At 66.1% G+C, this 14,544-nt stretch carries 16 protein-coding genes; 9 read left to right on the top strand and 7 right to left on the bottom strand.

Translation table 11 applies throughout. The features are described from left to right. Positions 1–58: 58 nt before the first annotated feature. Positions 59–1,819 carry a hypothetical protein gene (locus BUR99_RS20110; protein ID WP_143231709.1) on the bottom strand — a complete coding sequence of 587 codons (1,761 nt, stop codon included), beginning with the start codon at positions 1,817–1,819 and terminating at the stop codon, positions 59–61. Positions 1,820–2,681: 862 nt separating this feature from the next. Between BUR99_RS20110 and BUR99_RS20595 the strand changes: the two genes are divergently transcribed. Next, complete coding sequence (locus tag BUR99_RS20595; RefSeq protein ID WP_234980909.1) at positions 2,682–3,143, top strand: SDR family oxidoreductase; 462 nt, start codon at positions 2,682–2,684, stop codon at positions 3,141–3,143. 21 nt (positions 3,144–3,164) lie between these two features. After that, positions 3,165–3,650 (top strand): Rossmann-fold NAD(P)-binding domain-containing protein, encoded by a 486-nt coding sequence (locus BUR99_RS20600; protein WP_234980910.1) that lies wholly within the window; start codon positions 3,165–3,167, stop codon positions 3,648–3,650. A gap of 10 nt (positions 3,651–3,660) precedes the next feature. On the opposite strand, the gene BUR99_RS18155 is transcribed toward BUR99_RS20600, so the two are convergent. Beyond that, positions 3,661–4,857, bottom strand: coding sequence for an FAD-dependent oxidoreductase (locus BUR99_RS18155; RefSeq protein ID WP_074261803.1), 1,197 nt, complete (start codon positions 4,855–4,857; stop codon positions 3,661–3,663). Between the two features lie 91 nt (positions 4,858–4,948). On the opposite strand from BUR99_RS18155, the gene BUR99_RS19745 reads away from it, so the two are divergent. The 4 genes from BUR99_RS19745 to BUR99_RS18175 all read left to right on the top strand — a co-directional run bounded on the left by BUR99_RS19745 (position 4,949) and on the right by BUR99_RS18175 (position 7,391). Beyond that, complete coding sequence (locus BUR99_RS19745) at positions 4,949–5,455, top strand: TetR/AcrR family transcriptional regulator (RefSeq protein ID WP_074261804.1); 507 nt, start codon at positions 4,949–4,951, stop codon at positions 5,453–5,455. A 161-nt stretch (positions 5,456–5,616) separates the two neighbouring features. Next, complete coding sequence (locus BUR99_RS18165) at positions 5,617–6,489, top strand: hypothetical protein (protein WP_143231711.1); 873 nt, start codon at positions 5,617–5,619, stop codon at positions 6,487–6,489. Positions 6,490–6,519: 30 nt separating this feature from the next. Next, positions 6,520–6,804, top strand: a complete 285-nt coding sequence (locus BUR99_RS18170; protein WP_074261806.1) for a hypothetical protein — start codon at positions 6,520–6,522, stop codon at positions 6,802–6,804. Positions 6,805–6,812: 8 nt separating this feature from the next. Then, complete coding sequence (locus BUR99_RS18175; protein WP_074261807.1) at positions 6,813–7,391, top strand: hypothetical protein; 579 nt, start codon at positions 6,813–6,815, stop codon at positions 7,389–7,391. Positions 7,392–7,397: 6 nt separating this feature from the next. Here BUR99_RS18175 and BUR99_RS18180 read toward each other — a convergent pair whose 3' ends face one another. Further along, a complete protein-coding gene (locus BUR99_RS18180; RefSeq protein WP_084184138.1) occupies positions 7,398–8,084 on the bottom strand; it encodes an SGNH/GDSL hydrolase family protein in 687 nt (228 codons plus the stop codon). Between the two features lie 89 nt (positions 8,085–8,173). On the opposite strand from BUR99_RS18180, the gene BUR99_RS18185 reads away from it, so the two are divergent. Then, complete coding sequence (locus tag BUR99_RS18185) at positions 8,174–8,614, top strand: hypothetical protein (protein ID WP_143231712.1); 441 nt, start codon at positions 8,174–8,176, stop codon at positions 8,612–8,614. Between the two features lie 81 nt (positions 8,615–8,695). Further along, positions 8,696–10,048, top strand: a complete 1,353-nt coding sequence (locus tag BUR99_RS18190; RefSeq protein WP_074261810.1) for a low temperature requirement protein A — start codon at positions 8,696–8,698, stop codon at positions 10,046–10,048. A 7-nt stretch (positions 10,049–10,055) separates the two neighbouring features. On the opposite strand, the gene BUR99_RS20320 is transcribed toward BUR99_RS18190, so the two are convergent. The 4 genes from BUR99_RS20320 to BUR99_RS18205 form a co-directional block, all read right to left on the bottom strand. Beyond that, positions 10,056–10,211 (bottom strand): hypothetical protein, encoded by a 156-nt coding sequence (locus BUR99_RS20320; RefSeq protein ID WP_159441010.1) that lies wholly within the window; start codon positions 10,209–10,211, stop codon positions 10,056–10,058. Continuing rightward, the gene (locus tag BUR99_RS18195) at positions 10,184–10,417 is read right to left on the bottom strand and encodes a hypothetical protein (RefSeq protein ID WP_074261811.1); all 234 of its coding nucleotides are present in this window, start codon (positions 10,415–10,417) and stop codon (positions 10,184–10,186) included. Before BUR99_RS18195 ends, BUR99_RS20320 begins: the two co-directional genes overlap by 28 nt. Positions 10,418–10,764: 347 nt before the next feature. Then, positions 10,765–11,640: an RNA polymerase sigma-70 factor gene (locus tag BUR99_RS18200; protein WP_074261812.1), complete on the bottom strand. Its 876-nt coding sequence runs from the start codon at positions 11,638–11,640 to the stop codon at positions 10,765–10,767. Further along, complete coding sequence (locus BUR99_RS18205; protein WP_074261908.1) at positions 11,637–12,242, bottom strand: carboxymuconolactone decarboxylase family protein; 606 nt, start codon at positions 12,240–12,242, stop codon at positions 11,637–11,639. Before BUR99_RS18205 ends, BUR99_RS18200 begins: the two co-directional genes overlap by 4 nt. A 180-nt stretch (positions 12,243–12,422) precedes the next feature. Here BUR99_RS18205 and BUR99_RS18210 point away from each other — a divergent pair, with 180 nt between their 5' ends. Further along, entirely contained in the window at positions 12,423–14,537 is a 2,115-nt protein-coding gene (locus BUR99_RS18210; RefSeq protein WP_143231713.1) for an esterase/lipase family protein, read from the top strand. The last annotated feature ends 7 nt before the right edge of the window (positions 14,538–14,544 follow it).

Below are 14,544 nucleotides of genomic sequence, written 5' to 3' on the forward strand. Positions count from 1 at the left end.
GCACTTCACAAGCAGTGCTCATCCCACCCAAAGCGGGGTTCGGACCCGTCCCGCGATGCTAATCGAGACCGTGAACCAGTCGTGACAGGTTGTGAACCTTCGCCGAACCCCTGACAAGGTCTCTACGCCACTCGAATGCACCCTCACTCAAGTCGCTGAGTACTAACCCGAACGTTCCCAGAATCTCAGCGCTCGCAATGCATGCGACGTCCAAACTAAGGGCTGTCATTTCGGGACTCAAGGTCCCAAAGCGCAGAGCCCCATTCCGGAACCGCACCGAGTGAAGCAGACCAAGCGGAGTCATGTGGGTCACCTGACTAAGCGCTGAATATGCGACCTTCAGCCACCCTGGCTCAGGGAAGGACTGACCGAGCATCCCCAGCATTTGCGCCACAGGAGGAAGCGGCACTCTCCCCCGACTCGCCGTCGATGGCACTCGCGACTGATCAACGTACTCGGGAAGCGCAAAGAACCGTTCCGCAGCCGCCCTGGAAACGCCGCTTGTGATTAGTTGGTCAATCGTCTTCTTGCGACGCGCTCGGTACTCATCAAAGAACTGCGTAGCTTGTTTCTCAAACGTGGGTACGTCCTGCGTTGCGTATCGCCACCTAGTTCGAGCGGCTTCCTCCAGCATCAGTCGAGCCACAAATGGCAGGATGATCGAAGCGCCCGGCTGATTGTTGACAGTCAACAGACTCTGAAAGTTTGAGATGGCCGCCCCGTAGCTGAGCACAGCGTGAAAGGTTTGATTCGGGGCCCAAGGGTCTACCTTGAATCGCCCAACAAGCTCGGCGTACTCCTGCACCGCGTCCCAAACCGGCTCTACGGAAGCAACGTCAGGCAGGAGGGCGCTCGTCTTCGGTGTAGCGCGCGGGTCAGGAGCAAATGGACCGTTCCGTCGTGAGGCAGTCGAACGCTTACGGCCTCCAGTAGCTCGAGAGTTAGGGCGCCCGACCAACTTGTGCACAGCGGTCGCGGCAGTCGATACGTTGTGGGCTAGATCGAGCGCAGTGTTGATGAAAGCGGCCTTCGGAACTTCTTGTGGCCACCAAACCCCGTCCGGGACCGAGGAGCCCACCAGCGTACCCACTACCCCAATCGCAGCGGCCTGCATGAACAAAGCCTCGTGATCGAATCGGAGATCGAACCCAACGCCACCGGCTTCGGCCACGCTGCTAAGGAGGCCAAGATAATTGCCATGACCGCTGTGTGCGAGGATCATGGTCGTCCCGTAGAGCTCTGCACTCGACAGCAATTCGTGCATGCGTTCCATCAATTGTTGCGATTGCGGCCGGGCTGAAACTACCGGATTAAGACGGCCCTCCAAGTATTCCGCGAGCAGGTCGTTGTCGCTGGGCAGTGGCTCTAGCCGGGCCCATCCCTGCGCCTGACCAGTGAGTCCTGCGATGTTGGGTAGAGGTTGCAGCCAACGGTTCAGTGCTCCGCAAGTACTGCCAGTACTGCCAAGCGTTTCGCAGATGCCGTCGCGTTCGCGAAGCAACTCCGCCAACAAACCCGCCTCGCGTGGCGCATCAGACGCAATCCACCACCACTTCAGCGCGTCGACAAGGAGGCCACGGCTCATTGCTCCCATCGCTGTCCCGCCGAATCCTGCGCCAATCAAGGACTCGACACAATCGAAACGCTGTCGCGCGGACGCGAATGCGAGCCCCGTCAAGAATCGCTGCGGCAACGCACCGAGACGATAATCAATCGGGAGTTCGTCGATGTGCAGCCGCAGGGCTCTAGTGGCGTTTCTCAGGCGTGCGACGTCCCCCGGCGCGATGCGTCCGTCCGGGCGCTGGGTGTTCTCTCTCATCGATACCATCGTGAACCGCGCATGAAGTTCGCCTCCTCTTGAACCTGCCATGCCGGTGCCTTGGCGATGACAGCGTAGTGTGAATGGGCCCAACATCCCGCTCGCCCTGCGGCATGCCGCCCCCTTGAGGCGGACCCGCGCGTGAGCGACCGACCTCAGCAGTGCGGCGAGCACCTTATTCCACGGCGCAGACTCATTCCACGGCGCAGACTCGCTAAAATTCGCACCACAAAAGTGCCTGAGCGCGAACACGAAGTTCGCGGAGGCGATGCCTTCTAGTCCTTCGCGGCTGCATCTGCGTCTTCCGGAGGTCGGAAGATCATCATGCTGAGCTCCCTGCGGGCCCGACCGACTGCGGATTCCCCTACAGGAGTCGAAATGGGCGGCCGGAGAGCTGATCCGCGACGCTGGCCTCGACAACACGATCCTCCCGAGGCGACCACAGCTCAGCACGCCAGCATGAAGCCGCGCTCGGGATCACGGCCTATGCGTGGTGAGCGGGTCGGTGTCGGGTCCAATTCTCGACGATAGTTACTTGGCGCACATCATCATCAGCAGCGTCGATGATCAGCCGAATGTCGTAACCAGCTGAGGTGGGCGTTATCTCCGTGACCACGGCGTCGGGCACATCCGCGAATCGCGACTGCCCGCCACCCAGCGGCCAGAGTTCCCCACGAGCGGGCGGCGACTCCATCTCGAAGTTCCTTGTGGCGTAAGGGAACTGATCCTCGCCTTTGGTGAACAGATCGACCCTAAGTTCTGTCATGATTTCACAGTGCCCCACGCGTGGAGGGACGACAAGCTTCGATCCCGGATGAGTACCGCAGCACTGGCGCGAAGGTCCATTCCATAGATTCAAGGCATGACCCAACACCCCCGCACCGCGATCACCGGCGGCACCGGATTCGTCGGACGCCACCTGGCCGAGCGGCTCGGGCCCGAGACATCCGTCGTCATCTCTCGACGCACCGGCGTCGACACCAGTGACGTCGACGCGCTGACGCGAGCGTTCGAGGGGTGCGAGGTCGTCGCGCACTGCGCGGGCATCAACCGCGAGATCGGCGACCAGACCTACCAGCATGTACACATCGAGGGCACCGCGAACGTGGTCGAGGCGGCCAAGCGCGCCGGGGTGCGCAAGGTCATCATGCTGAGCTTCCTGCGGGCGCGGCCCGACTGCGGCTCGCCGTACCACGAGTCGAAATGGGCGGCCGAAGAGCTGATCCGCGACTCGGGCCTCGACTACACGATCCTCAAGGCCGGCATGATCTACGGCCGCGGCGGGTCTCGAGACGCGCGCTTCGCGCGCTCCTCGACCTGCTGAAGGCACCACCTCAGCCACACCGTGCAGACCCTGCCGGTGTTCGCGACCGTCGGCTTCCGCGAGAAGCCCATCCGGCCCATCCCGATCGACGACCTTACCGACATCCTCGTCGCCGCGATCGACGGGCGGATGCCGCGCCCTTCGACAGGCTCAGGGAGCACCTATGCCGTCGTCGGCGCCGAGCAGCTCATGCTGTCGAAGGCCGTGCGGCGCGTGGCATCCGTACTCGGACGCCGCGTGGTCGTGGTGCCGCGCCCTTCGACAGGCTCAGGGAACACAACGGCGCAGTTCGCGCTCGCACAGGTGACCGAGTGGACCATGAAGGTGCCGCTCGTCGCGAAGGCCCAGGTGCGCATGCTCGCCGAGGGCGTGACGGATGCCGCGCCGCCCGCGGCATCCGTGCCCGACGGCCTGAAGCCGCGGCGCATGTTCACGGCCGAGCAGATTCGGGAGAGTCTGCCCGAGCCGGGGCGGTTCGGGTGGAAGGATCTGCGGGTCAGTCGCTGACGCCGTTCGCTCAGGACAATCTCTCCGGGCGCGCGCCAAGCCCCACGAACCGGCCCCCGATTCGTGCGAGACGGGGGAACTTTCGCAGCAGCCGAAGGAGCCCAGGCATCGGAGAGCCGGGCTGGGAGACCGAGAGCAGCGGCCCCTGCGCCGTGCGCTGAATCCTCTGGGTCACCAGGACCGGCCAGGTACGCCGGCGCTGGACCTTGCGGAGGTCGCGTTCAGTGGGGCGACGGACCTTCAGCACCGGCACGAGATACCGGGCCGTGGCGACGGCGTCCTGAATGGCCAGGTTGATGCCCACGCCGCCGGCCGGCGACATCGCATGTGCGGCGTCGCCGATGCACAGCAGGCCGTCGGTGTACCACCGGCCAAGCCGTTCCAGGCGCACCTGCAGCAGGTGCACGTCCGATGTCGTGAGGCCCTCCCGATCGATCGAGTCCGCAAGACCCGGCGAGACCTCGCGGAGGTTCTCGCGCATCCGGAGGAGGTCCTCATCGGTGCCCGACCAGGAGCCGGCGGGGATCACATAGGCGATCTGGAAGAAGCCCTCACGATCGATCGTGATGACCATCCCCGACCCCGCCTGCATGAAGGGGAAGCTCTCGCCCGGATGTTTGGACAGACGAAACCACAGCACGTCCATGGCGGCTGCGACGCGGTTCGGCGTCAGACCTGCGTCGGCGCGGACATCGGAGTCGCGCCCGGAGGCGTCGACCACGAGGCGGGCGGTGACTTGGACAGGACCGCCGTCGGGAGCGGTCGCCGTGATCCCGATGATGCGGCCATCGGCATCCCGCATGACGGTCTCGGCCGTGGTCGAACGCAGCAGACGGAAGTCCGGGAGCCGCTCGGCGGCGTCGGCGATCATGTCGAGGAAGTCCCACTGCGGCATGAAGGTCATCACCTTCCGCTGCGTCGGCAGGTGCGAGAAGTCCGCCAGGGTCACCGCGGTTCCGTGCCAGCTCAGTTGCACGCGGGACATGTCCGAGTGCGGGCGGCGCAAGAGCTCATCCAGGAGGCCGAGCTCGATCAGCAACTCCTGGGTCGAGGGGTGGATGGTGTCGCCGCGGAAATCGCGGAGGAAGTCCGCGTGCTTCTCGACGACGGTGACGTCCACACCCCGGCGGGCGAGGAGGAGTCCGAGCATCAGTCCGGCGGGGCCTCCGCCGATGACGACGCAGTCGGTGCGGATGTGCGTGTTCATGGTTCCAGGATCTGCCTCGGACTGCCACGATTCGAGAGTGGTCAATAAAGGATCCGGACGCCCTCGGGGCACGCCAACGGCGCGAAAGGCGTTGATCGACGCCGCGCAGCGGCACCTGGAAGCGGGGGACCTCACCGAGATGTCGTCCAGAGATCTCGCGGCGGAGGCGGGAGTGAGCCACACGCTGGTCAATTACCACTTCGGCTCCCGGGACGCGCTGGTCGCCGCTGCGATCGGCGCCCGAATCGCGCCGCACGACGTCGTCTCCCTCGCGCGCGACGCCACAGGCACGATCCAGACGCCGCGGCTCGTACAGGGGCTCCTCGCCGTCTGGGAGGACCCGATCCTCGGAGCGAAGCTCGTCGAGACCGCTCGCGAGTATGCCGCTCGCGGCGAGACATCGGGGGCCATCGCCGAGTATCTGCAGAACGTCGTCTTCGCGCCTCTGGTGGCGGACTTCGGAGTCGCGCGCGGGCGCCGGATGGTCATGACGATCATCGGATTCATCTACGGGCGATACATCCTCCAGGTCCCGACGCTCGCTTCTCTCTCCAAGGAGGAGGTCGGCAAGGAGTTGCTGGCGCTGCTGTCCGCATAAGATGCGGAGCTGAAGCAGTTCGCGCTCGCGTAGATGACCGAGTGGACCATGAAGGCGTGTTTGACCCCACACGCAAAGTTGAGGATAATTCATCTCGTCGGCGCGGCGTAGGGGAACGCCCAATGCGACACGTGGCCGGTGGGGGGCACATCGTGGTTGCCATGGGGAATGCCGAGGACAGGAACGTATCCGGGCGGACTGAGATCATCAAGCCAGTCGACGTCAAACCGGTCGTAGACAGCCTGAGTCAATTCGTCGTCACGACGGACAGTGTCGTGGTGACCGTTCGGCTGTCGACGACGCAGCGCGCGCGGCGCATCGCCATCGATTGGGGGGACGATCAGTACGACACGATCTGGGTGAGACCGGGCCTGCCAGTCGACCTTCACACGCATCCGCAGGATGACCCGCTGCCCGAGGGCACCTACGAGTTCCGCCACGCATACGAGCTCCCGCAGGGCGGGCTGCCGTTCATGCGCACGTTCCTCGTTCACGTCGAGAACGCCGACGGCAGTGACGATCTGCGTTTGAAGACCGTGCGCCTCGTACCCAGGTTCAGGGTCATTCAGTACCGCGCCTATCTGTACCTGCTCGAGCCCTGCGATCTCTTCGACTCGAGCTCCGAGCTGACGATCAAGCAGTCTGTCGCGGGAGAGACCGTCCGTGTCTGGCATTGGGAACCGAACAGTTCCTTCTACCCCGTGAGCACCGTGCTCGAAGGGAGCCAGTTCGCGGTTGAGTTGACGACCGAGACTGACCTCAACGCGCCCGAGTACACGGAGGATGTCACCGTGAGTTTCCACTTCGACGAGAGCGACTGGGGACCTGATCAATCGGGTCGCCACTCCAGCACGATCTCGAGGTACGGGCTCCCGGATCGTGCCGGCGAAGACGTCGATGCGATCGTGCACGTCGACAAGTCGATCGGCGGAGGTTGCGAGATTCGCCTTCACTACGACCGCGAGGCGACGCTGATTCGGCCGATGCCCTCGTCCGGGTCGGGGTGGCCCGTCTTCGAAGCAGCCCGCGCCTGACTCCCGCACGATGAGGGACAGAGGTGCGCCGTGGGAATCGGCGAACTGAAGAACGGCCGGCTGAACCTGGTGATGGTCGCGCAGCACCAACTCCCCCCGGCGGACTGGGCGCAGTGGCAGCGGGCGATTGCCAAGAGCAGCGAACTCCTCTACGACGCGAGCCAGGGGCAGCTGCAGGTCGGCGACGTCTACTTCGCCGACGACGGCAACGGCGAAGACACCGCCGACGTGGTCCCTATGCCTCGGGCGACCCCTCCTTCAGTCAGGGCCGGTTCGGCACCCCTGGTGCAGCGGTGCATCTGCTTCTTGACGTAGGGCATGAGATGCACGTCCGTGCGAGCGCGACACTCGGGCAGACCGTCCCCATCGAGGCGGGTGCCTCCTACCGCTTGCCGCTGTCCGGCCTGCACGTCACCGCCCGTCTGACCACCCCGAGTGGCGCTCAGATGGCGCTCACGCTGACCGATGTCGACGGCGACGGCGAAAGCACCGGTGCGTACCACGGGTCCTTTGCGGCGATGGAGGCCGGCCGGTACCACGGCGTCATCACCATCGAAGGAGGAGCCGACGCGCAGACGGCCCTCGGCCTCACACGCTCATTGCATCTGGAGGACGACGTGCCGGTGGATCTCACGTCGGATGCCCCACCGTTCCGCCGCACGATTCCGGTCCAGATCCTGGTGCGGAGAGAGGGGTCAGAGATCGAGGAGGACGAGCGCGAGAAGAAGGACGCACAGCCCGACGACGAGATTTGGAAGCGTCCGGTGCCGCTGTCGTCACATGTGCGGGAGCAGGAGCGGGCTCATCCACCTTGCCGATGTGACCATCCGTGGCGTGAACTTCGTAGCCGACGATGTCTGCGGGGTGCGCCCGCTGATGTGCGGTACGGGGCTGATCCGTAGGCTTGCTCACTCCTCGCGCAACGCCGTCGCGATCGCCTCTCCCAGCACACGCGCGCCCTCCGCCGACGGGTGCAGCCCGTCGAGACTCATCCCCTCGCCGAACCGCCCGTCGGCGGTGCCGAGGCCAGCAGATGCGTCGACGAACCGCCATCCCTGATCCGTCGCCAGGTCGTGGAGGCGCTCGTTGTACGCCTCCGCTCCCGCGGGCAACGTATCCATCGGCGGGATCGAGACGACGACGACCTCCTCGATGCCGACGACCTCGACGATGCGGTCGAGGTTCGCCGCAGAGTCTTCGAACGGGATGCCGAACGCGACGTCATTGGTGCCGGCGAGAAGCACGAGTACGTCCGCATCGACCCGGCCGACCGCGTCGGCCATCATCGCCGTCGTCGCACCCCACTCCGCCCAGCCACCGGCGAAATCGAAGCCGTCGTCCACGACGTACCTCGTCCACGACGCATCGCCGATGTCGCCCGCGGCGAAATCGGGGCTGTCGGCGTCGGTGATCGAGTCGCCGACCGCGGCGAACGTGCCGAGAACGGCCAGAGCGGATGCCTCGGGCGAACCGGTGCCGTCAGCGGGCTCGCGCGCGGAGCATCCGACGATCATGCTCGCGCATGCGAGGCCCATGAAGGCCGCGCCGATCCCCCGCGCAGCCCTGCCGGCTGCCGCTGTCGCTGCCCCGACCATGGGGCCAGTCTAGGAAGTCCGCCCGAAGCCGGCGGGTTCGATCCTCGATGTCGAGACTCGGAGTCCGGGTCAGCACCGACCTTGATTCAGTGCGGCACACGGATGCCGCGCCGAACAGACTGACCTACCGTGCCGGCATGACCTCTGAATCCGGCGCCCGCAGTGCGCCTGAACAGCCATCCGCCCGACGTGCGCCAATCCCGCTCTGGGCGCGCATCACGGTGCCCACCGTTGCCTTCGCCGGCGCGGCCGCCCTGATCGCCGGCGTCGTGACAGCCGGCGCGCAGCCACCTGCGACGGTCGAGTCCGCGTGCCGGTCGGCGATCGAGCACAAGCTTCAATCGCGCGGACACTCCGACGTCGATGTGGGCAGCTCGTTGCAGGTCGCCGAGGCCGACGGTGCGCAACGCGTGTCGGGCACCGTCATCTCCTCCGATGAATCGGGTCGCGTGCGCCACGCCGCTCTCCGCTGCGTCGTGCGCGATCAGGGCGAGTCGATGCGGGTCGTCAGCGCGCGCGTGTCTCCGTGAGCTGATTCGCACGCCTCGATCGCTTCCGATCGAGAAATCCGCGCTCGACCTCGCACCGCGCCCGGGCGCATCATTGCCTCCATGACGACGCTCAGCCTCTCGGACCGGCTCAAGCTCGATCTCAGGCATCGGCTGCGACCCATGTCGGGCCGCAATCCGGATGACCCGCATCGCACCGTCACCCCGCTCGAGCTGCTCTACGACCTCACGTACGTCATCGCGTTCGCGGCCGCGGCCGACGAGCTCGCCCACGCGCTCTTCATCGGCGAGGTCGGGGCGGGCGTCGGCGCGTACCTCTTCGCCATCTTCGGGGTGTCATGGGCGTGGCTCAACTTCACGTGGTTCTCGTCGGCCTACGACAACGACGACGCGCTGGTGCGCGTGGCGGTCGTCGTGCAGATGGTCGGGGTCGTGATCTTCATCTTCGGCCTGCCGGTCAGCTTCGAGGATGCCGCGCACGGAGCGAGTCCGAACAACATGCTGCTCGTGGCGGGCTACATCGTCATGCGGGTGCCGCTGATCGCGCTCTGGCTGCGCGCGGCGCGTGAGGATCCGGCGCGTCGCCGGACCTCCATTGCGTATGCGGTCGTGATCGCGGTCGCGCAGGTCGGCTGGCTGCTCACGACCATCCCAGGGATTCCGACGGGCGCGGTCATCACTGCCCTCGCGGTGCTGGCCACCGCCGAACTCATCGCCCCGCTGGTCATCGAGCGCCGATACGGGCGCGTGCCCTGGAACGCCGGCCACATCGCCGAGCGGTTCGGCCTGCTCACCCTGATCACCCTCGGCGAGGTCATCGCAGGAACGGTCGCGGCGGTCGGCGCCCTGGTCGGTGAACAGGGATGGTCGGTCGCGGCCGTCGCGATCGTCGCGGCGGGACTCGTGATCGCCGCCGGACTGTGGTGGGCGTACTACCTCATCCCGTCGAGGACCATCCTGCTGCGATGGCCGGAACGCATCTGGGGGTGGCGCTACGTGCACCTCCCCCTGTTCGGCGCCATCGCCGCGGTCGGCGCCGGCCTGCACGTCGCCGCCGAGGGCGTCGAGCACCAGGAGCTCAGCCTGCTGCAGATCACGCTCGCCCTCGCGGTGCCCGTGACCTGCGTGGTCATTCTCGTGTTCCTGATCTGGAGCGTGCTCATGCGCTCGATGGACTTCACCCACGTACCGCTCTTCCTCAGCAATCTCGTGCCGCTCGTCGCCGCGGTCGTCATCGCTGCCGTCGTGGATGCGGGGGCTCCGATCGACCTGGAGCCGGGCGGCGACCTCACCGCCCTCGTCACCGTGATCGGGCTGGTGTCGCTCTCCTGCGTCATCGAGGTCGTCGGCCATGAGCTGGTCGGCTACTCGCACACGCTTCGCGCCGCGAAACGGCACCTGCTCGAGCCCGAGATCGAGGCGAGGCGGGCGCACCAGAGCTCGATCGACCCCTGAAGCCCGATCACGCGAGGCGGTCGCGAGCAGCCAGGATCTCATCGGCGAAGCGCGCTGCGCGATAGCAGCGCACCTTCAGCACCGACTCGGGCGTCGTGATCGCGACGATCTTCGTGAAGAATCCCCAGAGCACCGTCACGTCGGTGATGTGCGCGAGGGGCACGCTGACGTCGAGCTCCCCGACTGCATGAAGCGGTTGGGCCCGTTCGGCGAGAAGCTCACGGCCTTCGTGGTGAGGGTGACCCAGCCGCCCACCCACAATCCACCCAATGCCGCGCGGAGGATCGGAATCGACGGCACCGTCACGTTGGCCGTCACGTCTTCGATCAGCGCGTTGGCGATCTTCCTCTTGAGCACTTGCTCGTGCATACGGCCATTGTCACGGCGGCCGGTGACCGGGTCCAGAGCACGGGCCCGATCGAGGACCGTGGATCCTCGAACGACCACAGGCGGGCATTCGTGCGGCCCGCACTGGGGCAGGCCGCACGGCTCGCCGTCGACCCGGGGAGCCGCGACTCAGCTGTCGAGTTCGACGTATGCCAGTTCCGCCTCATCGATGAGGGGGAACTGGCATATGGCGATCGCGATACCGACCGGTCGTCGATCGCGAACCCGATCGTCCCGAGACGAATAAGCCAGACGAGCGTCAGGCGGCGCACGTCAGCGGCGCACGTCTTCCGGCGAGCGTCAGGCCGCGCGGATGACAGCAACCGCCCTCAACGCACCAACTCCGCCGCCTCGTCCATCCGCCCGAGCTTGTTCGGGTTGGCGATCGAGAAGATCCGCGTGATGCGGCCGCCCTCCACCTCGAAGCAGATCGCACCGGCGAGCTCGCCGTCGACCTCGCCGCGAATCGCCGGATGTCCGTTCACCCATGTCGGGACCGCTTCGAACGGCACCGCGAGCTTCGCGAGACCGCCGAGCAGGTAGCGGGCGATCTTGTCGGCGCCGTGGATCGGCCGGAGCGCGGCACCCTTCACCAGTCCGCCGCCGTCTGCGACGGAGACCACATCGGGTGCGAGTACGTCCATCAGCCCTTGCAGGTCGCCCGAGTTGACTGCGGCGAGAAACCTCGCGACGACGGCCTCCTGCTCGGCACGCTCGACCGTGACGCGCGGGCGCCGGGCGGCCACGTGATCCTTCGCCCGGTGGGCGATCTGCCGCACCGCCGCCGGCGACTTGTCGACGGCCGCCGCGATCTCGTCGTACGGCACGTCGAACACCTCCCGCAGCACGAACACCGCGCGCTCGGTCGGGCCGAGGGTCTCCAGCACCGTCAGCATCGCGATCGACACGCTCTCGGCGAGCTCGACGTCCTCCGCGACATCCGGACTCGTGAGCAGCGGCTCGGGCAGCCACTCCCCCACGTACGACTCGCGCCGCCGCGACATCGTGCGCAATTGGTTCAGGGCCTGCCGGGTCACGATGCGCACGAGGTACGCGCGCTCATCGCGCACCTCGCTGCGGTCGACCTGATCCCACCGCAGCCAGGACTCCTGCAGCACGTCCTCCGCATCGGCCGCGGAGCCGAGCATCTCGTACGCGACCGTGAAGAGCAGGCCACGGTGGGTGACGAACGGATCATCGGTCATGAGGCCGAGCCTACGACCTGCGCCGCGTCATCCGCCCGGGTGGCGAGCGGCGGCATCTCGCACGCGTCTGCATACCCCTCGGAGTGGATGCCGAGCGCGATGTTCATGCGCGAGCTCATGTTCATGAACGCGACCTTGGCGGTGAGCTCGATGAGCGCGGCCGGGCCGAGTGCGTCGAGCAGCACGGCCGACAGCTCGTCGGTGACGGCGGGCGGGGTCTGGCTCATCGCCTCCGAATACTCCATGACCTGCCGCTCGAGGGGCGTGAACACGGATGCCGCGCGCCAGTTCGGCACTTGCCGCGCCTTCTCCTCGTCGAGGCCCTCGTTGTGCGTCTTGTAGTAGTTGAAGTCGAGGCACCAGCTGCAGCCGATGTACGCCGCCGTCGCCATCACCGCGAAGCTCGCGAGGTTCTCGTCGAGCTCGTCGAGCGCCTCGATCTTGCGGCCGATGCCCATCGAGGCCCGCATCAGGGCGGGGTGGTGCGCGAGCACGCCCATCGAGTCGGGCACCCTGCCGATCATGCGCTTTGCGGCGACCTTCACGACCGCGCCGAAGACTCCGGTGAGCTCGGTCGGCGGGATGCGGGTCTGGGTGGTCATCATGTCCTCCTGTGATGGTCGACGGCCCCGGGGTTCGGTTCCCGGATGATCCGTCGACATGAAGACACCGGATGTCGCGCGGTTGTGACATCCGGTTGGCGTTCGGTTCCGGACGGTCGGTAGACAGCGCAGGTAGCTGGGGCCACACTGTGCTCATACGCACACGGTCAGGGGGGACCCGTGCAAAAAGCCGACGTGGCCGTCGTCGTCGTTCACGGCATCGGTCAGCAACAACGCGGGGAGACACTGCTCGAATGGTGTGAACCGATCATCCGCAGAGCCGACTATCTGTCGCGACACTCAGGCGGCTCCGGCGCGACACTCATGTCTGCTGACTTGTTGGCCGCAGAACCGACGGGTGTGCGAGCGACCATTTCGCTCCCCAACGGGCGAGTACGGTCGATCATCTTCACGGAAGCCAACTGGTCGAGCGCTTTCCTCGCACCCAGACCGAACGAGGTGGCCGGATGGGTGATGAAGTATTCGCTTCGCGCCGGATGGCGCTTCGGCCGGCACCTGCTTCGCACCGCGCTCGGCACCTGGATCGCGAGCTCGCGCCGCCTCGTGAAGCCGACCGTGGTTCAGGTTCCCTCAGACGACGGCGGCACGCTGCACGTCGTTCGCCATCAGTCGTACTGGCTCATGATGATCGAGGGCATCGGGTTCTACCTCTCCGTCGTGCTTTCGATCTTCGCAACCCTCATCGGCGGCATCTCACTGGTGCTGATCGGCTGGATCCTCCCGATCCTGGCGACCATCATCGTCTTTCTGCTCTTCATCCTCGTGCGAGCGCCGATCGTCGGCAAATGGTTCAGACCGGCCGCGGGGCTGCTGGTCAACTTCATCGGCGACGCAACAGCGTGGACGAGCGAACCCGTGCGTGCCGCCGCCATTCTGTCGACCGTTCGAGGTGCCATCCGAAGAGCCCGAGAGTCGGCGAAGCGCGTTGTCGTCGTGGCTCACTCTCAGGGGGCTGCCGTCAGCATCTACGCCGCGCTCCAGGGAAGCGGGGCGGAGCGGGTGGACCATCTGGTCACCGTCGGCGGCGCGACATCCCTGCTGTCTGAAGTGAAATGGCCCACGTCGTCGCCGATCGACTTCCATCCGGTCAAGGCCTGGAGCGAGAGCACCATGGACTGGACGAACATCTGGGCGGGCTTCGACCCCGTGCCGGCAGGGCCGATCGCGCTCCCCAGACGGGCGGCGAAGAAGGCGGCCCGCCTTCGTTGGAAGGAGGTCAGCCGCGGGACCAAATGGCTGAGCGAGAGCTGGCTCACCGTTGCACGGGAGCACTTCGGTTCCGACACGGGTAGCCTCACGTTCCGGCAGATCTATGGTCTGATTCTCGTTCCGAAGCGATGGCACCCGTGGCGCGTGGATCACGCCCTTCGTCTGCATCCGGCGGTCGAGTTGGGCGAGGCGCAACTGGAAGAACTCCTCCCCGCCGCCCGCCAGCAGATGAATGAGGATCATCCGGGAAGCCCGGGGCCGGAGGAGCGTCGCGTGCACAACCACGGCTCATTCATCACCGACCATGTGAGCTATACGCAGAACATCGCTCAGGTCATCGAGCCCATCGTTCGCCACGCGATTCTCGAGGGCCAGCTGGGCACGTCCCACGACTCCAGAATCGTGGCTCGACGACACGCGCACTCGGTTCGGCTCCTGGCTCTCGCTCGATTGTTCGCTGCCGTGCTGGCGCTGGTGCTCACGCCAGTGCTGCTGGCCTTCCTGTCGAACGAAACGATCTCGGATGTCGCGACCGAACTCTCCCGCGACAGCGCCGTGCTCAGGTCGATGGTGGCCGCGATCTCGACGGCGGGTGTATGGGGCATCATCACGTTCAGCCTGGTCGCCCTGCTCATGTACGTGATGCTGACCGGGCTGCTCGGAGCGGCGTGGCGGTTGTGGCTCTCCGATTTCGAATGGGCGCTCGACCGTCAGCGAATGGCCGGGCGAGTGCTGCGGACCGTTCCGTTCTTCGTGCTCCTGGTCGCGACGATCGGCGTCGGGACGTACTTCGGCTTGATCTGGGTGTTCTCGGCACTGGCGAGGATCTTGAACCTCGAATATCTGCAGTCTCTTGCGACCGAACCGGGACTCATTCTGTATCTCACCTGCATCGTCACGCTCATCTTCATCGTCAACAGCTTCATCGGCGGCGAGTTCGTTCCGATTCCAGCCCGCCGAATCGTGCTCACCGAACCCGAGCCGACCGCGGCGGCGGCGGAACCAGCGGCTCCGATGGGTTCTGGAGTCGTGGCAGACGGGACGCTCTCGGACGGGGAGGCCTAGCCCGCTC

Source organism: Agromyces cerinus subsp. cerinus, from assembly GCF_900142065.1.
In the GTDB taxonomy this organism is placed as follows: domain Bacteria; phylum Actinomycetota; class Actinomycetes; order Actinomycetales; family Microbacteriaceae; genus Agromyces; species Agromyces cerinus.